This is a genomic window from Pseudomonas sp. CFBP13508 (assembly GCF_005233515.1).
GTDB classification, from domain to species: Bacteria; Pseudomonadota; Gammaproteobacteria; order Pseudomonadales; family Pseudomonadaceae; genus Aquipseudomonas; species Aquipseudomonas mercuritolerans.
In genome coordinates, this window is record NZ_QFZZ01000009.1 from 200,183 (window position 1) to 219,889 (window position 19,707).

The 19,707-nt window shown below is 60.9% G+C and carries 13 protein-coding genes and 1 other RNA gene; 5 read left to right on the plus strand and 9 right to left on the minus strand.

The features are described 5' to 3' along the window. Window positions 1-11: 11 nt before the first annotated feature. From PspCFBP13508_RS23300 to PspCFBP13508_RS23330, 7 genes are all read right to left on the minus strand, one after another. Window positions 12-500: a hypothetical protein gene (locus tag PspCFBP13508_RS23300; RefSeq protein ID WP_178084507.1), complete on the minus strand. Its 489-nt coding sequence runs from the start codon at window positions 498-500 to the stop codon at window positions 12-14. A gap of 204 nt (window positions 501-704) precedes the next feature. Then, an RNA gene (gene ffs, locus PspCFBP13508_RS23305) (signal recognition particle sRNA small type) lies at window positions 705-801 on the minus strand. Window positions 802-933: 132 nt separating this feature from the next. Continuing rightward, the gene (locus PspCFBP13508_RS23310; protein ID WP_137215812.1) at window positions 934-2,097 is read right to left on the minus strand and encodes a putative zinc-binding metallopeptidase; all 1,164 of its coding nucleotides are present in this window, start codon (window positions 2,095-2,097) and stop codon (window positions 934-936) included. A gap of 238 nt (window positions 2,098-2,335) precedes the next feature. Then, window positions 2,336-4,693, minus strand: a complete 2,358-nt coding sequence (ligA, locus tag PspCFBP13508_RS23315; protein ID WP_137215813.1) for an NAD-dependent DNA ligase LigA — start codon at window positions 4,691-4,693, stop codon at window positions 2,336-2,338. A 140-nt stretch (window positions 4,694-4,833) separates the two neighbouring features. Next, window positions 4,834-5,697, minus strand: a complete 864-nt coding sequence (gene zipA, locus PspCFBP13508_RS23320) for a cell division protein ZipA (protein WP_016773851.1) — start codon at window positions 5,695-5,697, stop codon at window positions 4,834-4,836. A 225-nt stretch (window positions 5,698-5,922) separates the two neighbouring features. After that, window positions 5,923-9,411, minus strand: coding sequence for a chromosome segregation protein SMC (gene smc, locus PspCFBP13508_RS23325; RefSeq protein ID WP_137215814.1), 3,489 nt, complete (start codon window positions 9,409-9,411; stop codon window positions 5,923-5,925). Between the two features lie 2 nt (window positions 9,412-9,413). Further along, window positions 9,414-10,073 (minus strand): GntR family transcriptional regulator, encoded by a 660-nt coding sequence (locus tag PspCFBP13508_RS23330; protein WP_039763015.1) that lies wholly within the window; start codon window positions 10,071-10,073, stop codon window positions 9,414-9,416. A 269-nt stretch (window positions 10,074-10,342) separates the two neighbouring features. Between PspCFBP13508_RS23330 and xdhA the strand changes: the two genes are divergently transcribed. From xdhA to guaD, 4 genes are all read left to right on the plus strand, one after another. Beyond that, window positions 10,343-11,797, plus strand: coding sequence for a xanthine dehydrogenase small subunit (gene xdhA / locus PspCFBP13508_RS23335; RefSeq protein WP_125927743.1), 1,455 nt, complete (start codon window positions 10,343-10,345; stop codon window positions 11,795-11,797). After that, on the plus strand, window positions 11,790-14,189 hold the full coding sequence (gene xdhB, locus PspCFBP13508_RS23340) for a xanthine dehydrogenase molybdopterin binding subunit (RefSeq protein WP_137215815.1): 2,400 nt from the start codon (window positions 11,790-11,792) through the stop codon (window positions 14,187-14,189). Before xdhA ends, xdhB begins: the two co-directional genes overlap by 8 nt. Before the next feature lie 118 nt (window positions 14,190-14,307). Beyond that, the gene (xdhC, locus tag PspCFBP13508_RS23345) at window positions 14,308-15,165 is read left to right on the plus strand and encodes a xanthine dehydrogenase accessory protein XdhC (RefSeq protein WP_073473987.1); all 858 of its coding nucleotides are present in this window, start codon (window positions 14,308-14,310) and stop codon (window positions 15,163-15,165) included. A gap of 13 nt (window positions 15,166-15,178) precedes the next feature. Beyond that, window positions 15,179-16,483 carry a guanine deaminase gene (gene guaD, locus PspCFBP13508_RS23350; protein WP_137215816.1) on the plus strand — a complete coding sequence of 435 codons (1,305 nt, stop codon included), beginning with the start codon at window positions 15,179-15,181 and terminating at the stop codon, window positions 16,481-16,483. Window positions 16,484-16,639: 156 nt separating this feature from the next. Here the strand turns inward: guaD and PspCFBP13508_RS23355 are convergent, their stop codons facing one another. Next, entirely contained in the window at window positions 16,640-17,404 is a 765-nt protein-coding gene (locus PspCFBP13508_RS23355) for a GntR family transcriptional regulator (protein ID WP_007918375.1), read from the minus strand. 359 nt (window positions 17,405-17,763) lie between these two features. Between PspCFBP13508_RS23355 and PspCFBP13508_RS23365 the strand changes: the two genes are divergently transcribed. Then, window positions 17,764-18,954 (plus strand): benzoate/H(+) symporter BenE family transporter, encoded by a 1,191-nt coding sequence (locus PspCFBP13508_RS23365; protein ID WP_137215818.1) that lies wholly within the window; start codon window positions 17,764-17,766, stop codon window positions 18,952-18,954. Window positions 18,955-19,203: 249 nt separating this feature from the next. On the opposite strand, the gene PspCFBP13508_RS23370 is transcribed toward PspCFBP13508_RS23365, so the two are convergent. Further along, window positions 19,204-19,548, minus strand: a complete 345-nt coding sequence (locus tag PspCFBP13508_RS23370) for a YggL family protein (RefSeq protein WP_016773843.1) — start codon at window positions 19,546-19,548, stop codon at window positions 19,204-19,206. Window positions 19,549-19,707: the final 159 nt, after the last annotated feature.

Here is a 19,707-nt window from a genome sequence, read left to right on the forward strand (position 1 = left end):
ACAACACCAGATCAGTCCTGGTCATTCTCGTCGTGCATTTCATGGGACTGCGGCAAGTTTCCCTCACTGCCGGACTCGGGGCTGATCCGCAGTTCGAAGGAGTAGCCGCCGAGCGTGCCGGACATGCCGCGTCGATCTGCGCCGCCAGCCAGCGGCCCTGCTTCAATCTGCGCTTGCACTTCGTAGAGCGCCACTTCCAGCAGTTTGCGCAGGTGTTCAGGGCTTTGCGCGCTGGCGTGCAGTTGCAGGTCGTACTGGCCGGCCACCGATTCAGCGAGGGCGGGCTGGTCCTGCACCGCGGCCGGCTGCGCAGCTTCTTCAGCCGCATTGAACACGGTCGAAGCCGCCAGAATCGCGGCGTGCTCCTCATCCATCAGGTCGAGCACTCGTGACAACTCCAGCGTGCGCTCGGGCTGATCCTGCATCTGCGCTTTGACTTCCAGACGCCGCATCTGCCATTCGCGCAGTTTTTCACGAGTCAGATCGTCGATTTCACCCACTTGCCTTACCTCTCGTTGCCAGGCGAGGGAGTATGCCACTGTTCGCTGTCGACAGCCGCACGGGCACCGGGACGCTGCGCGGCTGATCCGCGCGTTTCTGATGGCGGATCAACGCCACTAGCCAAATCGCAGGCATAAAAAAACCGCAGTGGGCAAACCCATGCAGTTCTCTTTGAATTCTCGGTTGGTTCGTTAAGGTGGTGCCCCCACCAGCCACACCCCGGCACACAATGTTCCCGCTGTGGCTGCTTCCTTCCGGATCTGACCAGGTTCACGGGTAATCGTTGCGGGGGGACCGATGGGGTCACCATAACGACGCTTGCCTATCGGCGAGCCGCGCCATTGTACCTGTCTGAGATGAACTTACAACCGTTGGTTGCAGATAAAAAACCTGAACGGCTTCAAGGACATAAACATCACGGCCCTGCGACACCTACAAGGCCAGCACCTCATCCGCCCTGCCCCCGGCCTGCTGGATCACCAGATGAATGAAGTGCAGCTTGGCGATCGCCGCTGCCGGCAGTACGAACGGGTAGAAATCCGGCTGGCCCATGCTGCGCGACAGTTCGTTGAGCATGCCGGCCAGTTCGATCCACGCATTGACGAATGACAGGAAAGCGCCACCGCCGGGATGCTCGGGGTCGTACAGGGTGCTGGTCGGAAATGGCTGATAGTCGAAGTCCATTTCCCGCGCGCTCATGCCGAAGCCCAGCGCCGTGTCGACCGCGTCCATCATGTGCAGGTAATGCGCCCAGGTTTCCGCCCAGTCTTCCCACGGGTGCATGGTCGCGTAGGCGCTGACGTAATGCTGCGGCCAGTCCAGCGGCGCGCCTTGCTGGTAGTGCCGGTCCAGCGCCTCGGCGTAACTGGCGCGTTCGTCGCCGAACAGATTGCGGAACGCGTCCAGCCAAGGGCCGTTGGCGATGAGGCGGTCCCAGTAGTAGTGGCCGACCTCATGGCGAAAATGCCCGAGCAGCGTGCGGTAAGGTTCGTGCATCGCCGCCCTGACCTGCTCACGGTGAGCGTCGTCGGCCTCTTTGATGTCGAGGGTGATCAGTCCATTGGCGTGGCCGGTCATCGGCGCGTTGCCTTCGAGGTCTACGCCAATGAAGTCGAACGCCAGTCCGGTTTCTTCGTCGACGGTTTTCGGGATCACCGGCAGGCCGAGGGTGATCAGTTGCGCGACCAGTCTGCGCTTGGCGATTTCGACCTTGCGCCAGCGTTCGGGATTTTCCGCGACGGACAGGTCGGGAATGGTGCGGTTGAGGCTGCAAGCGATGCACAAGGTGTCATGGTCGTTGGCCGGCAGCAGCCAGTTGCACGCGGCGGGCATGTCGAGGTTGGCGCAGCGGCGGAACAGTCCGGCGTCGGGATCGGCGTCGAGTGTCCAGGTACCCTCTTCCGGCCCCGGCTGCAGCGACGTCAGGCGACTTTGTTCGGGCTGATAGCCGAGCAAGGCGCTACAGGCCAGGCACTGACTGTTGCGAAAGAACAGCGACTGGCCGCAACGGCACGGCCAGACTTTGCTGTTGCGCGAGGATCCGGCCACGAACGGCGCGATGATGCGGGAACTGAGCTGCTCGAAAAAACGGTGCATGGCGATCTCTCCCTGGGACTGGCCAAGACTAGATCATTCTGAAGACAACATCGTTCCCACCCATAACCGCGCAGCCGGGTGATAGCAGCATTGTGGTGAGGGGATTTATCCCCGCTCGACTGCGCAGCAGTCGCAAAAAACCGTACACGCGATACAGATGAAATGATCGGTCGCAGGGTTTTGGGGTCGCTGCGCAACCCAGCGGGGATAAATCCCCTCGCCACAGGGGTTCATACCGTCAGACAGCGACGCCGTGGGTTTTGAGGAAGGCGATAAACGCTTCTTCGTCCATGACCTTCACGCCCAGTTCGTTGGCCTTGGTCAGTTTCGACCCGGCACCCGGGCCTGCGACCACGCAATGGGTTTTCGCCGACACGGAGCCGGCAACTTTCGCGCCGAGGCTTTCCAGATGATCCTTGGCCACATCCCGGCTCATCAACTCGACCTTGCCGGTCAGCACCCAGGTTTCGCCGGACAGTGGCAGACCTTCGACGACTTTCTTCTCGCTCTGCCAATGCATGCCGAAATCGCGCAATTGCTGCTCGGCCTGCTCGGCCAGTTGCCGATGCTCAGGCGAGGCGAAGAACTCGCGCACCGAGTTGGCCTGCTTCTCCGGCAATGCCTGGCGCATGTCCAGCCAGTCAGCGTTCATCACCGCTTCCAGCGAGCCGAAGCGATCGGCGAGTTTCTGCGCACCACCGGGGCCGACGAAGGGAATGTGCAGTTTGTCGAGCAAGCCGCCCAGGGTGGTACTGGCGGCGAATTCGGCGCCCAACTCGCCTTGATCCTGAATCTGCAAACCATGGCCGAGCAATTCGCTGATGACCTGCTGGTTGTGCGCATCCTCAAAGAAACTGTGGATCTCGTGCGCCACTTCCAGGCCGACGTCCGGCAGGTAAGTCAGCACATGCGGCAAGGCCTGTTGCACGCGCTCCAGCGAACCCAGCGAACGCGCCAGCACCTTGGCCGTTTCTTCGCCGACATCGGGAATGCCGAGGGCGTAGATGAAACGTGCCAGGCTCGGTTGCTTGCTGTCTTCGATGGCTTTGAGAAGCTTGTTGCTCGATACCTCGGCAAAGCCTTCCAGATCGACGATGTCGTCGAACTTCAGCGCATACAGATCGGCCGGCGAGCTGACCAGCCCTTCGTCGACCAGTTGCTCGACGCTCTTGTCGCCCAAGCCTTCGATGTCCATGGCCCGGCGCGAGACGAAGTGAATGATCGCCTGCTTCAATTGCGCGCCACAGGCCAGTCGGCCGACGCAGCGATACACCGCACCTTCGCTGAAGGTTTCCTTGCCCTTGCTGCGCTTGACCAGTTGCGTGCGTTCAACGTGGGAGCCGCACACCGGGCAGCTTTCGGGAATGGCCACCGGGCGCGCGTCATCGGGGCGACGCTCGGTGACTACCTGCACCACTTGCGGAATCACATCACCGGCGCGGCGGATGATCACCGTGTCGCCGATCATCAGGCCCAGTCGCGCCACTTCGTCCATGTTGTGCAACGTGGCGTTGGCCACGGTGACGCCGGCGACCTTCACCGGTTTCAGACGCGCCACCGGCGTCACCGCACCGGTGCGGCCGACCTGGAATTCCACGTCGAGCAGCTCGGTGAGTTCTTCCATCGCCGGGAATTTGTGTGCGATCGCCCAGCGCGGCTCGCGGGCGCGGAAGCCCAGCTCACGCTGGTCAGCGATGCTGTTGACCTTGAACACCACGCCATCGATTTCATAGGCCAGCGAGTTACGACGTTCGCCGATGTCGCGGTAGTACTCCAGGCACTCATCGATGCCCTTGGCCAGCTTCAGTTCGTGACTGATCGGCATGCCCCACTTCTGCAACTGCTTGAGGTTACCGATGTGGGTGTCGGCGATATCGTGAGACACCTGACCGATGCCATAGCAGCAGAATTCCAGCGGACGATTGGCGGTGATCTTCGAGTCGAGCTGGCGCAGGCTGCCTGCTGCTGCGTTGCGCGGGTTGGCGAAAGTCTTGCCGCCGATTTCCAGCTGCGAAGCATTGAGGCGCTCGAAACCGGCCTTGGACATGAACACTTCACCGCGCACTTCCAGCGTCGCCGGCCAGCCTTCGCCGTGCAGCTTCAGCGGAATATTGCGCACGGTACGCACGTTGACGCTGATGTCCTCGCCGGTGGTGCCATCGCCACGGGTGGCGCCGCGCACCAGCAGACCGTCCTGATACAGCAGGCTGACCGCCAGGCCATCGAGCTTCGGCTCGCAGCTGTATTCCACCGCCGCGCCGCCACCGAACAGATCGCCGGCCGGCACGTCGAGGCCTTCGTTGACGCGGCGATCAAACTCGCGCATGTCGGATTCTTCGAAGGCGTTGCCGAGGCTGAGCATCGGGATTTCGTGGCGCACCTGAGTGAACGCAGTCAACGCCATGCTGCCGACGCGCTGGGTCGGCGAATCGCTGGTGATCAGTTCCGGGTTGGCCGCTTCCAGCGCCTTGAGCTCGTGGAACAAGCGGTCGTACTCGGCATCGGGAATGCTCGGCTCGTCGAGAACGTGATAGCGATAGTTGTGCTGATCCAGCTCAGCGCGCAGCTCTAGAATGCGGGTTTTGGCGGCGGTCATGGGTGTTCTCTCATAAAGCAAAAGAGCAGCCGAGGCTGCTCCAGTTTCATTCCATTATCGGCGGCGGGGCCAAAAGATCGCAGCCTCGTTGCACTCGTCAGCTCCTACAGGCCGAAGGCTGCGATCTTTCGATTTTGGCCTTAGCGCTTCTGCGTCAATGCGCGGCGTTCGAATTCGACGATGCGCTGACGGTAGTGCTCAATCGTCTGCGCAGTCAGTACGCTGCGCTGATCGTCTTTCAGCTCGCCGTTCAGTTCCTGCGACAGCTTGCGGGCCGCCGCGACCATTACGTCGAAAGCCTGCTTCGGATGACGCGGGCCAGGCAGACCGAGGAAGAAGCTCACCGCCGGAGTGCTGAAGTGGTCGATGTCGTCCAGATCAAAGATGCCCGGCTTGACCGCGTTGGCCATGGAGAACAGTACTTCGCCGTTGCCGGCCATGCTTTCGTGGCGGTGGAAAATATCCATCTCGCCGAAACGCAGGCCGCTTTCGAGAATGTTCTGCAGCAGCGCCGGGCCTTTGAAGCCGGCCGGGTCGCGGCAGATCACGCTGATCACCAGCACTTCTTCGGCTTGCGGCTGATCTTTTTCCGCCACGGCCGCTGCAGGCTTGCTGTCTTCGGCGAAATCGTCATCGCGGCTGCTGAAGCTCGGACCGCCGTCCAGATCGAGGTCGAGGTTCAGGTCGCCCTGCGCCGGGCCGTTGCTGCCGCGCTTGCCACGTTTCGAACCGGACTCACGCGGTTCGCGGGCTTCGCGGTTGGGCATGCTCACCGACGGCAGATCGTGCTCGTCCAGTTGCGGCTCTTTGTGCGTGTCCAGGACGCGGGCCGGGCCCAACAGCTCGGCGCTGGTGTCCTCGTCCGGCAGATTGGACAGGCTCCGGTCGAGACGGAATTTCAGCTTTCCCTTGCCGCCGCGCATACGGCGCCAGCCATCGAAAAGAATACCGGCTATCACAATGATGCCGATGACGATCAGCCACTCGCGCAGACCGATTTCCATGTAATCCCGTGCCTCTATAAAAAATGCTGAAAAATAAGGGGTTTACACTGCGTAAACCGCTTTAAAACGTGGCGCCAACTCTATGTTCTGACAGGCGTTTTGCCCACGTATACGAAAAATTGACATTAAACTAGCACGATCAAAGGCTTCGCAGCTACAAGCTTTAAGCTCCAAGCCACAAGCCGTCCACTTGCAGCTTGGAGCTTGTAACCTGCAGCTGCGCCGCTAGGCGTCCACCATCGCCATCGCCTCCTCGACATCTACCGCCACCAGTCGCGAACAGCCCGGTTCATGCATCGTCACACCCATCAACTGCTCGGCCATTTCCATGGCGATCTTGTTGTGGGTGATGTAGATGAACTGCACGGTCTGCGACATCTCTTTGACCAGGCGTGCGTAGCGTCCAACGTTAGCGTCATCCAGTGGCGCGTCAACCTCATCGAGCATGCAGAACGGCGCCGGGTTCAACTTGAAGATGGCAAAAACCAGGGCCAATGCAGTCAGGGCCTTTTCGCCGCCGGAGAGCAAATGGATGGTGCTGTTCTTCTTCCCGGGCGGCTGCGCCATGATCGTCACCCCTGTATCGAGTAGATCTTCGCCCGTCAGTTCCAAATACGCGCGCCCGCCACCGAAAACTTTCGGGAAAAGTGCCTGCAAACCACCGTTGATCTGATCAAAGGTATCTTTGAAACGGTTGCGGGTTTCCTTATCGATTTTGCGGATGACGTTTTCAAGGGTCTCCAGCGCCTCGACCAGATCGGCGTCCTGCGCATCCAGATAACGTTTACGCTCCGATTGTTGCGTGTATTCGTCGATGGCCGCGAGGTTGATCGCACCCAGGCGCTGAATCCGCGCGTTGATGCGTTCGAGTTCTTCTTCGGCTTCGCGTTCACTGGCTTGCGCGGTCAATGTGGCGAGCACGCCGTTGAGATCGTAGCCATCTTCGAGCAATTGATCCTGCAAAGCCTTGCGCCGCACGGTCAGGGCTTGCCACTCCATGCGCTGCTGTTCGAGCTGGCCGCGAATCAGCTGCGATTGCTGCTCGGCCTGGGTGCGGCGTTTTTCCGCGTCGCGCAATTCACGATCGGCGTCTTCCAGGGCGATCTGCGCGGTCTTGAGTTCTTCATCGACGGTCATGCGCTTGTCGAGCAACTCTTCGAGTTTCAGACGCAGCTCTTCCAGCGGCGCCTCGCCCTCCTCCAGATTCAGACTCAACTGTTCGCGCTTTTCAGTCAGGCGCTCGGCCTGCATTTCCAGACGCTCCAGCGCCTGCCGCGTGGAGTCATGCTGAGCACGCAATGAGCCGAGACGCACGGCCAATTGATGGGCGTGATCCTTGTGCTGCCGCGCTTCTTGACGCACGCGATCAAGGCGCTCGCGCAGGCTGTCGCGCTGGGCCAGCAGCAACTCGCGCTGCTCGGTGTCGAGCGCCATGGAATCCAGCGCTTCCTGCAAATTCATGCGCGCTTCGCCGACCTGCTCGTGCTCAAACTCGCGCTGTTCGGCGAGCTCGACCAGTTCTTCATCGAGACGGGTGCGGCGCAATGTCAGCTGCTCGGCCTTGGCCTTGCCGGCGGACAATTGTGCTTTCAGTTCGCCTTGCTGGCGCGCTTCGTCCTGCAGCAAGCGGCGCAGATGTTCGCGGCCGTTTTCCTGCTGGCGCTGTTGCGCGCGCAGGGTTTGCAGGCGGGTTTCCATGGCGTCGACCGTGGCTTCGCGCTCTTCGCGCTCCAGTTGCAGGTCTTCGATTTCCTGGCCACGGGCGAGCATGCCGCTTTCCGCTTCGCTGGCGCGACGTACGCGTAAAAAGTGTCGACCGACCCAATAGCCGTCGCGGCTGATGAGGCTTTGCCCGGCGCTCAACTGGCCGCGCAAGGCCAGCGCCTGTTCAAGGCTGTCGACCGGTTTGACCTGGCCGAGCCACGGCGACAGATCGATCTGCGCCTCGACTTTGTCCAGCAGGCTGCCCGCCACCCGCACGCCATCGCTGGCCGGGCTGAGCAGGCGCAGATCGCCCTGGGTGAATCCGGACAGATCAAAACCGCTGAAATCGTCGACCAGCACCGCTTGCAGATCGGCGCCGAGCACGGTTTCCACCGCCAATTCCCAACCGGCCTCAACCTTCAGACCTTCGGCCAGACGCGGGCGCTCGGCGAGATTGTGTTCCTTCAACCATTCGGCGGTGCCGGTGCCCGGATCGAGCGCGGCCTGCTGCAAGGCTTCCAGCGACGCCAGACGCCCGTTGAGCCGCTGTAGATCGCCCTGCGCCTGCTGCTGTGCGGTCAACGCTTGCTGTAATTCCTGACGCAGTTGTTCAAGCTTTTCGACTTGCGCTTCTTCGCTGGTCTGTAAATCTTCGAGGGTCGCTTCGGACTCGGCGAGCTGCTCGTTGAGCGCCATGATCGCCGCGTCTTCCGGGTCGGCGGACAGCAACGCGCGCTCTTCAGCGAGACGTTTCTGCCGGTCGGCCAGACGCTCCATGCTGCTTTCCAGCTGCTGGATCCGCGACTGCTGGACTTCAGCCTGACGGCGCGGTTCGGCAGCGGTCAGGTTGAAAGCATCCCACTGCTCCTGCCAGCCGTGCATGGTGGTTTCGGCTTCTTCGAGGGCCGCAGCGGCTTCCTCGGCGGCGGCGCTGGTGACTTCCTGTTCTGGCGTGAGCATGTCCAGCTCTTCGCCGAGGGTCAGCAACAGCGTGCGGTCGTGGCCAAGGTGCGATTCGGTTTCCAGACGCGCGCGTTCGGCTTCTTTCAGATCGTCCTGCAACTGGCGCAACCGCTGCTGGCCATGCTGAATGCTCTGCTCGACCCGGGCGATATCGCCGCCGACCGAATAGAAGCGGCCCTGCACCAGATTGAAGCGCTCGGACAGGTCGTGGTGACCGTCGCGCAGGCGTTCGATGGCCGCATCAGCGTTACGCTGTTCAGCGACCAGCGCTTCGAAGCTGACTTCCTGGTTGCCGATGATCGACTCGCGCTGACCGACCTGCTCGTTAAGATCCTGCCAGCGCAGGGCCGACAGTTGCGCCTTGAGCTGACGCTCTTCGGCCTTGAGTTCCTGATACTTTTTCGCCGCCTCGGCCTGACGGTGCAGACGTTCGAGCTGGCGCTCCAGCTCCTCGCGCAGGTCGGTGAGGCGGGCGAGGTTCTCGTGGGTACGGCGGATACGGTTTTCCGTCTCACGGCGACGCTCCTTGTACTTGGAGATGCCCGCCGCTTCTTCGATGAAATTGCGCAGGTCTTCCGGCTTGGATTCGATCAGCTTGGAGATCATCCCCTGTTCGATGATCGAGTAGCTGCGCGGGCCGAGGCCGGTGCCGAGGAAGATATCGGTGATGTCGCGCCGACGGCATTTGGTGCCGTTGAGATAATAAGTGGTCTGGCTGTCGCGGGTGACTTTGCGGCGGATGGAAATCTCCGCATAGGCCGCGTATTCGCCGAGCAGCGTGCCGTCGGAGTTGTCGAACACCAGTTCGATGCTCGCCTGGCTCACCGGTTTGCGGCTGGTCGAACCGTTGAAGATGACGTCGGTCATCGATTCGCCACGGAGGTTCTTCGCCGAACTTTCGCCCATCACCCAGCGCACGGCGTCGATGATGTTCGACTTGCCGCAACCGTTCGGCCCGACGACCGCCGCCATGTTACTGGGGAAGTTCACCGTGGTCGGGTCGACGAAGGATTTGAACCCCGCCAGTTTGATGCACTTCAGCCGCACGCTCAGGCAACCGTCAGCGCAGACACCACCAGATCGCAGCTGCGCTGGGCATACGCCGTGAGCACGATGCGGATCTGCGGCAAATCACGGGCGAGTACGGCGGCGAGCAAGCGTTCGAACAGTTCGAGGAACTCGCTCATTTCCGCCTTGCGCTGTTCGAGGGCGAGGAAATACGCGCGGCTCATCGCCGGCTGGAGGTTCTCGACGGTTTCTTGCAGGTACGGATTGTTGGCAAACGGATAGGCGGCGCGCATCACCGCAAAGCTGTCATCGACGAAGCTGCGGATATCGCCGCGTTCGTAATTGGCGGTCAGGCGCTGCTGGATCTGTACGAACGGCGCCATGTCCGACTGCACTTGCCAGCCATTGGCCACGGAATTGCCGAGCAGGATGTACAGCTCGCTCATCAGCGTGCACAGGCTCTGCACCTTGTGCGGCGTCAGCTCGGTAACGTGGGCGCCACGACGCGGCAGGATCGCGATCAGGTGACGGCGCTCGAGGATCAGCAAGGCTTCGCGGACCGAACCGCGGCTGACGTTGAGCGCCAGCGTGACCTTCTGTTCCTGGATGCGCTCTCCCGGCTTCATTTCGCCACGAATGATGCGTTCGGCGAGGTGGTGAGCGATTTGCTCGGCGAGGCTGTCCGGCGCCTTGAACGTCATGGTTGTCCTTCAAACTCTATCGATCTGCACAAGCGGCGCAGTGTAGCGCAAATGCGCGGTCATGGCGGAGTGCCCACTCAGCGGTTTTTGGCACGAATCCCGCAAAAAAAGCGCAGTGACCGATGAAGGTCAATACTGAATAGACACGCTGTTGATCGACGAAACGGATTTTCCTGACCTTTAAGTCAGAAAACCATTGACCGAAAAGTCAGACCTGCTAAATTCGGTTCACGTCGGTTAACAACAATAATGAGTCTGCGAGGCCTTCCGTGATCCAGTTTTTACTTAACCAGGAACTCCGTAGCGAGCACGCCCTGGACCCGAATCTGACTGTGCTCAATTACCTGCGCGAACACGTGGGCAAGCCCGGCACCAAAGAAGGTTGCGCCAGCGGTGACTGCGGCGCCTGCACCGTGGTGGTTGGCGAGTTGCAGACCGATGACAGCGGGCGTGAGCATATTCGTTATCGCAGCCTCAATTCGTGCCTGACTTTCGTTTCGTCATTGCATGGCAAGCAACTGATCAGCGTTGAAGACCTCAAGCACAAGGGCGAACTGCACAGCGTGCAGAAAGCCATGGTCGAGTGCCACGGTTCGCAGTGCGGCTTCTGCACCCCCGGTTTCGTCATGTCGTTGTTCGCCCTGCAAAAGAACAGCGATGCGCCGGATCAGGCCAAGGCTCACGAAGCGCTGGCCGGCAACCTCTGCCGCTGCACCGGCTACCGCCCTATTCTCGCCGCTGCCGAACAATCCTGCTGCGCCAAGCCTGCGGATCAGTTCGACGCCCGCGAAGCCGAAACCATTGCCCGCCTCAAAGCCATCGCGCCGACCGATATCGGCGAACTCAACAGCGGCGACAAGCGCTGCCTGGTGCCGCTGACCGTCGCTGACCTGGCCGATCTCTACGACGCTTATCCACAAGCGCGGCTGCTCGCCGGCGGCACCGATCTGGCGCTGGAAGTCACCCAGTTCCACCGCACTCTGCCGGTGATGATCTATGTCGGTAACGTCGCCGAAATGAAGCGCATCGAAACCTTCGATGACCGCATCGAAATCGGCGCCGCCACCGCTCTCTCCGACTGCTACGAGGCGTTGAATGCCGAGTACCCGGACTTCGGCGAACTGCTGCACCGCTTCGCCTCGTTGCAGATCCGCAATCAAGGCACCCTCGGCGGCAACATCGGCAACGCCTCGCCGATCGGTGACTCGCCACCGCTGCTGATCGCCCTCGGCGCGCAGATCGTGCTGTGCAAAGGCGAAACCCGCCGCACCTTGAACCTGGAAGATTACTTCATCGACTATCGCGTCACCGCGCGTCAGGAAAGCGAATTCATCGAGAAAATCATCGTTCCGCGTGCCAGCGCCGAGCAGTTGTTCCGCGCCTATAAAGTGTCGAAGCGCCTGGATGATGACATCTCCGCCGTCTGCGCTGCGTTCAATCTGCGCGTGGAAAATGGCGTGATCAGCGACGCGCGCGTGGCCTTCGGCGGCATGGCGGCGATTCCGAAACGCGCTGCGCACTGCGAAGCCGTGCTGCAAGGCGCGCCGTTCAACAATGCCGTGATCGAACGCGCCTGCGCCGCGCTGGCCGAAGATTTCACACCGCTCTCGGACTTCCGCGCCAGCAAGGAATATCGCCTGCTCAGCGCGCAGAACCTGCTGCGCAAATACTTCATCGAACTGCAAACACCGCACATCGAGACTCGGGTGACCGCTTATGTCTAATCATCACGCCGTAGAGAAGACCCAGGCTGAATTGGCCGAATTGTTCGCCAAGGATCTGACCACCGGTGTCGGTCGCAGCGTCAAGCACGACAGCGCCGCCAAGCATGTGTCCGGTGAAGCGCAGTACATCGACGATCGCCTGGAATTCCCCAACCAGTTGCATCTGTATGCGCGCCTGTCGGACCGCGCCCACGCGAAAATCCTCAGCATCGACACGTCGCCGTGCTACGCCTTCGAAGGCGTGCGCATCGTCATCACCCACGAAGACGTGCCGGGCCTGAAAGACATCGGCCCGCTGATGCCGGGCGATCCGCTGTTGGCCATCGATGATGTGCAGTTTGTCGGCCAGCCAGTGCTGGCGGTCGCGGCGAAAGACCTGGAAACCGCGCGCAAAGCAGCGATGGCGGCGATCATCGAATACGAAGATCTGGAACCGGTGCTCGACGTCGTCGAAGCCCTGCGCAAGCGCCATTTCGTGCTCGACAGCCACACCCACCAGCGCGGCGACTCGGCCTCTGCACTGGCCACGGCTGAACACCGTATTCAGGGCACGCTGCACATCGGCGGCCAGGAGCACTTCTATCTGGAGACACAAATCTCCTCGGTGATGCCCACCGAAGATGGCGGGATGATCGTCTACTGCTCGACGCAGAACCCGACCGAAGTGCAGAAACTGGTCGCCGAAGTGCTCGACGTGTCGATGAACAAGATCGTTGTCGACATGCGCCGCATGGGCGGTGGTTTCGGTGGCAAGGAAACCCAGGCCGCGAGCCCGGCGTGCATGTGCGCGGTGGTCGCGCACCTCACCGGCCAACCGACCAAGATGCGCCTGCCGCGCGTCGAAGACATGCTGATGACCGGCAAGCGCCACCCGTTCTACGTTGAATACGACGTCGGCTTCGACAGCAGCGGCCGTCTGCACGGGATCAACATGGAGCTGGCCGGCAACTGCGGCTGCTCGCCGGACTTGTCTGCTTCGATCGTTGACCGCGCGATGTTCCACTCGGACAACTCCTACTATCTCGGCGATGCGACCATCAACGGTCACCGTTGCAAGACCAACACCGCGTCGAACACCGCCTATCGCGGCTTCGGCGGCCCGCAAGGCATGGTCGCCATCGAAGAAGTGATGGACGCAATTGCCCGTCATTTGAAGCTCGACCCGCTGGCGGTGCGCAAGGCCAACTACTACGGGAAAACCGAGCGCAACGTCACCCACTACTACCAGACCGTCGAGCACAACATGCTCGAAGAGATGACCGCCGAACTGGAAGAAAGCAGCCAGTACGCCGAGCGCCGCGAAGCGATCCGTCGCTACAACGCCAACAGCCCGATCCTGAAAAAAGGCCTGGCGCTGACACCGGTGAAATTCGGCATTTCCTTCACCGCCAGTTTCCTCAATCAGGCCGGTGCGCTGATCCACATCTACACCGACGGCAGCATCCACCTGAACCACGGCGGCACGGAAATGGGTCAGGGCCTGAATACCAAAGTCGCTCAGGTTGTGGCTGAGGTGTTCCAGGTCGAAATCGACCGTGTGCAGATCACCGCGACCAACACCGACAAGGTGCCAAACACCTCGCCGACCGCTGCCTCCAGCGGCGCTGACCTGAACGGCAAAGCCGCGCAGAACGCAGCACAGACCATCAAGCAACGCTTGGTCGAGTTCGCCGCGCGGCACTACAAGGTCAGCGAAGAAGACGTCGAATTCCGCAATGGCCACGTGCGGGTGCGCGAGCAGATCCTGACCTTCGAAGCGCTGATCCAGCAGGCGTATTTCAATCAGGTCTCGCTGTCGAGCACCGGCTTCTACAAGACTCCGAAAATCTACTACGACCGCAGTCAGGCGCGGGGCCGTCCGTTCTACTACTTCGCTTTCGGCGCAGCCTGCTGCGAAGTGATCGTCGACACCCTGACCGGCGAGTACAAGATGCTGCGCACCGACATCCTGCATGACGTCGGCGCCTCGCTGAACCCGTCGATCGACATCGGTCAGGTCGAGGGCGGTTTCGTCCAGGGCATGGGCTGGCTGACCATGGAAGAGCTGGTCTGGAACAACAAGGGCAAGCTGATGACCAACGGCCCGGCCAGCTACAAGATCCCGGCGGTGGCGGACATGCCGCTGGATCTGCGGGTGAAACTGGTGGAAAACCGCAAGAACCCGGAAGACACGGTGTTCCATTCCAAAGCTGTCGGTGAACCGCCGTTCATGCTCGGCATCGCCGCGTGGTGCGCGATCAAGGACGCGGTGGCGAGTCTCGGTGATTATCAGCATCAGCCGAAGATCGATGCGCCGGCCACGCCGGAGCGGGTGTTGTGGGGCTGTGAGCAGATGCGCCAGCTCAAAGCGGTGAAGGCTGTCGAAGCTGAAACCGAGCTGGCTCCGCTTTAGGACCGAGGCGCGGCCATTCGCGAGCAGGCTCGCTCCCACATTTGGAATGCATTGCCAATGTGGGAGCGAGCCTGCTCGCGAAGAGGCCGGCACAGACAACGAAGATGTCGAGGTGAACATGTACAACTGGATCGACGCCCTCGCCGACCTGCAGAACCAGGGCGAACCCTGTGTGCTGGTGACGATCATCGAAGAACTTGGCTCGACGCCACGCAACGCCGGCTCGAAAATGGTCGTCAGTGCCGACCGCCTGTTCGACACCATTGGTGGCGGGCATCTGGAATTCAAAGCCATGCAGATCGCCCGCGAGATGCTCGCCAGCGGTAAGCAGGACACCCATCTGGAGCGCTTCAGCCTCGGCGCCAGCCTCGGCCAATGCTGCGGTGGCGCCACGGTGTTGCTGTTCGAACCCATGGGCCAGGTGCAGGCACAGATTGCCGTATTCGGTGCCGGCCATGTCGGGCGCGCCCTCGTGCCGCTGCTGGCTAGCCTGCCCTGCCGGGTGCGCTGGATCGATTCGCGCGAGGCGGAGTTCCCCGAACACATTCCCCACGGCGTGCGTAAAATCGTCAGCGAAGAGCCGGTGGACGAAGTCGATGATCTGCCCGCCGGCAGCTACTGCATCGTCATGACCCACAACCATCAGCTCGATCTGGAGCTGACCGCGGCGATTCTCAAGCGTAACGATTTCACTTGGTTCGGCCTGATCGGCTCGAAAACCAAACGCGCCAAATTCGAACACCGTCTGCGTGATCGTGGTTTCGACCCGAGCGTGGTGCAGCGCATGCGCTGCCCGATGGGCATCGGCGAAGTCAAAGGCAAACTGCCTGTGGAAATCGCCATCTCCATCGCCGGCGAAATCATCGCCACTTACAACGCCAATTTCGGCCAGCACAGCGCCCGCGCCGAACCGATTGCCCGACTGCTGCCCGCCTCGCGCCGCAGCCAGTCCGCCAAACTCAAAGCCTCAAACTGATTAGAGAAACCTCATGCCTCTGACTCGCAAAGCCTACCGCGCCGCCATCCTGCACAGCATTGCCGACCCTGCCGAAGTCGGCATCGAAGCCTCTTATGAATATTTCGAGGACGGCCTGCTGGTGGTCGACGACGGCAAGATCAGTGCCCTCGGCCACGCCAGCGAACTGCTGCCAACCCTGCCGGCAGATATCGAGATCAACCATTATCAGGATGCGCTGATCACACCGGGCTTTATCGACACGCACATTCACCTGCCGCAAACCGGCATGGTCGGCTCCTACGGCGAGCAACTGCTCGACTGGCTGAACACCTACACCTTTCCCTGCGAAAGCCAGTTTGACGACAAGGCTCACGCCGACGAAGTGGCCGATATTTTCATCAAGGAACTGCTGCGCAACGGCACCACCACGGCGCTGGTGTTCGGCAGCGTGCATCCGCAATCGGTGAATTCGTTTTTCGAGGCCGCCGAGAAGCTTGATCTGCGCATGATCGCCGGCAAGGTGATGATGGACCGCAATGCCCCGGACTATCTGGTCGATACCGCCGAATCCAGCTACGTCGACAGCAAGGCGCTGATCGAGCGCTGGCACGGCAAGGGTCGCTTGCACTATGCGGTGACGCCGCGTTTCGCCCCCACCAGCACCCCGGAACAACTGACCCTGGCCGGGCAATTGCTGACGGAATACCCGGATCTGTATATGCAGACCCACATCAGCGAAAACCTCAAGGAAATCGAGTGGGTCAAAGAGCTGTTCCCGGAGCGCAAGGGTTACCTCGACGTCTACGATCACTACCAGTTGCTTGGCGAACGCTCGGTATTCGCCCACGGCGTGCACCTGTGTGACGAAGAATGCGCGCGACTGGCGGAAACCGGCTCGGCGATCTCGTTCTGCCCGACCTCGAACCTGTTCCTCGGCAGCGGCCTGTTCAACCTGCCGATGGCGGAAAAGCACAAGCTCAATGTCGGCCTCGGCACCGACGTCGGCGGCGGTACCAGTTTCTCCCTGCTGCAAACCCTCAACGAAGCCTACAAGGTCATGCAATTGCAGGGTGCGCGGTTGAGCCCGTTCAAGTCGCTGTATCTGGCGACCCTCGGGGGTGCGCGGGCGCTGCGCCTGGAAGACAAGATCGGCAACCTGCAACCTGGCTCCGATGCCGACTTCCTGGTGCTGGATTACAACGCCACGCCGCTGCTGAGTTATCGCTTGAAGCAGTCCAATAACATTGCCGAGACGTTGTTTGTACTGATGACGCTGGGGGATGACCGCACGGTGCAGCAGACTTACGCTGCGGGAGCGCTGGTGCATCAGCGGTAGGTTTTCCCGAGGCATAAAAAATCCCCCGGTGGTGTTTACCCCGGGGGATTTTTGTTGCCGGTCAGGTTGTCTTCGCGAGCAGGCTCGCTCCCACCTTTGAAATGCATTCCCCTGTGGGAGCGAGCCTGCTCGCGAAAGCCGCGACTCGGTCTCAGCTTAGAGCTTGGCCGCTGGGCGCCCCGGCTTCTTGGTCTGCAACAAATGCGAGAATACCGCATGCAGATCATCCGACGCGCCTTCCTCGTCGAGGTTGAGCTTGCTGTCGATGTGATCCATGTGATGCATCATCAGGTTCACCGCCAGTTCGCCGTCGCGCTTTTCGATGGCGTCGATCAACTGGGTGTGTTCGTCGTAAGAGCAATGCGAGCGGTTGCCGCTTTCGTACTGGGCGATGATCAGCGAAGTCTGCGACACCAGGCTGCGCTGGAAGCTGATCAACGGTGCGTTCATCGCCGCTTCCGCCAGTTTCAGGTGGAATTCGCCCGACAGACGAATACCGGCACCACGATCGCCACGGGAGAAACTGTCGCGCTCGTCGTTGACCATCTGCCGCAGTTCGGCGATCTGCTCGGCAGTGGCATGTTGCACCGCCAGTTCAGTGATCGCCCGCTCGACCAGACGCCGGGCGAGAAACACCTGACGCGCCTCTTCAACGCTCGGGCTGGCGACCACGGCACCACGATTGGGCCGCAACAGCACCACGCCTTCATGGGCCAGACGCGACAGCGCGCGGCGAATGATGGTGCGGCTGACCCCGAAGATTTCCCCCAGCGCTTCTTCGCTCAACTTGGTACCGGGCGCCAGGCGCTGTTCGAGGATGGCCTCGAAGATATGCGCGTAGACAATATCGTCCTGGGTTCCGCTGCGGCCGGCTTTGCCTGCTCGCGGTTGTTTCTTGAGGGGTTGCAACTGTTCGTTCATGGGCACTCGAGTCGGGAAAACTGCGGCGAATAGACCGTGACTGTAATACGGCACAGTAGGTCGCTGGCAAGTATCGCGTAAAAAACAGCGCGATTGTACACAATGAATGGTGGCAACACGACTGTACGGCTGTTTGCGCCTGCGGCTGTATTGCAACGTTGGGTTACGTTTGAGTTTAGGCTTGATCGCAGAATCCGCTGCATGACCGCAATCCTCCCGTGGGAGCGAGCCTGCTCGCGAAAGCCATTCCACATTCACTATGAATGTTGACTGACCTACCGCTTTCGCGAGCAGGCTCGCTCCCACAGAGGTGATGTGTTGTGGCGGACATCTCCATTGGTATAAGGAACACCGCCGTCATGACCGACGCCACCCACGCCCGCTTGCGCCCTCTGGCCGACACCTCGCCTTCCGCCATCGTCGCCGGTTTCATCGCGATGATGACCGGCTACACCAGTTCGCTGGTGCTGATGTTCCAGGCCGGGCAAGCGGCCGGCCTGAGCAGCGGGCAGATTTCTTCGTGGATCTGGGCAATTTCTATCGGCATGGCAGTGTGTTCGATCGGCCTGTCGCTGCGCTATCGCACACCGATCACCATCGCCTGGTCGACCCCCGGCGCGGCGTTGCTGATCACCAGCCTGGGCGGTGTCAGTTATGGCGAGGCAATCGGCGCCTATGTCACCTGCGCGGTGCTGGTGACGATCTGCGGCCTGACCGGCAGCTTCGAACGGCTGGTAAAAAAGATCCCGGCCTCTTTGGCGGCGGCCTTGCTGGCAGGGATTCTGTTCAAGATCGGCAGCGAAATCTTCGTCGCCGCGCAACACCGTACCGGTCTGGTGCTGGGAATGTTCTTCACTTATCTGCTGGTCAAGCGCCTGTCGCCACGCTATGCCGTGCTCGCGGCGCTGCTGATCGGCACCGCGCTGTCGGGCTTCATGGGGCTGCTGGATTTCAGTGCGTTTCATCTGGAAGTTGCCACGCCAGTCTGGACCACCCCGCACTTTTCACTGGCGGCGACCATCAGCATCGGCATTCCGCTGTTCGTGGTGGCGATGACCTCGCAGAACATGCCCGGCATCGCCGTGCTCCGCGCCGATGGCTATAACGTCCCGGCCTCGCCACTGATCACCACCACCGGCATTGCCTCGCTGCTGTTGGCGCCGTTCGGCTCCCACGGCATCAACCTCGCAGCGATCAGCGCGGCGATCTGCACCGGCCCGCATGCCCACGAAGATCGCAACAAGCGCTACACCGCAGCGGTGTGGTGCGGGGTGTTCTACGGGATTGCCGGGGTGTTCGGCGCGACGTTGGCGGCATTGTTTGCGGCGTTGCCGAAAGAACTGGTGCTGTCGATTGCCGCGCTGGCGCTGTTCGGCTCGATCATCAATGGCTTGAGCATTGCCATGAGCGAGGTGAAGGAACGGGAAGCGGCGTTGATCACCTTCATGGTCACGGCGTCGGGGCTGACGCTGTTTTCCATTGGTTCGGCGTTTTGGGGGATTGTTGCGGGGGTGCTGACCTTGCTGTTCCTCAATTGGCGCAAAGCTTAAGGCAAAAGATCAAAAGCCCCTCACCCTAGCCCTCTCCCAAAGGGAGAGGGGACTGACCGAGGTGTCTGGAAGACATACGCCGACGTGGGATATCGAGTCGAACTCAGGTTTTGAAAAGCCCGCAAGTCGGCTCCCTCTCCTCGGGGAGAGGGCTGGGGTGAGGGGCGAATCCACCACCAAACCCAAGCCGTACCACCCAAACCCCAGACGAAAAAAAACGGCGACCCGAAGGTCGCCGTTTTTTCAGTATCACTTGGCCGCGTTGATCGGCTTTTCCGGATACCACACGTCCAGCAGCGGGCTGACTTCGTACTTGGTCAGCTCGGAGCGGTTTTTCAGCCAGGCTTCAACGGCAGCGCGCTGCTCTTCGTTGACCGAGCCACGCTTCTGCAGGCACACCAGACCGAAGTCGTCGCCGCCAACATAACCCAGACCGTTGGCTTCCATGGCTTCTTTGATGAATGCTTCGAGGAAAGCGTCAATGGCTTCTTCGGACAAGTCTTCTTTGAAGTCCAGGTTCAGTTCGAAACCCAGCTCTTGAAATTCATCAACGCACAGTTTTTTGCGCAGACGCTGGGAACGGTTAGTCGCCATTGGAACAATCCTCTTAAGTAATAACGGCCGGCACTTTACCAGTTTAAGCCGGCGATTGCCCGACTCTCTGGTCGCTGCGGCCGACCGCCTGTAAAAAAATAAGCGATTGGCCGGGCCTGACACGGCACAAGCTGTTACAGCTTGGGGCATAATGCCGAC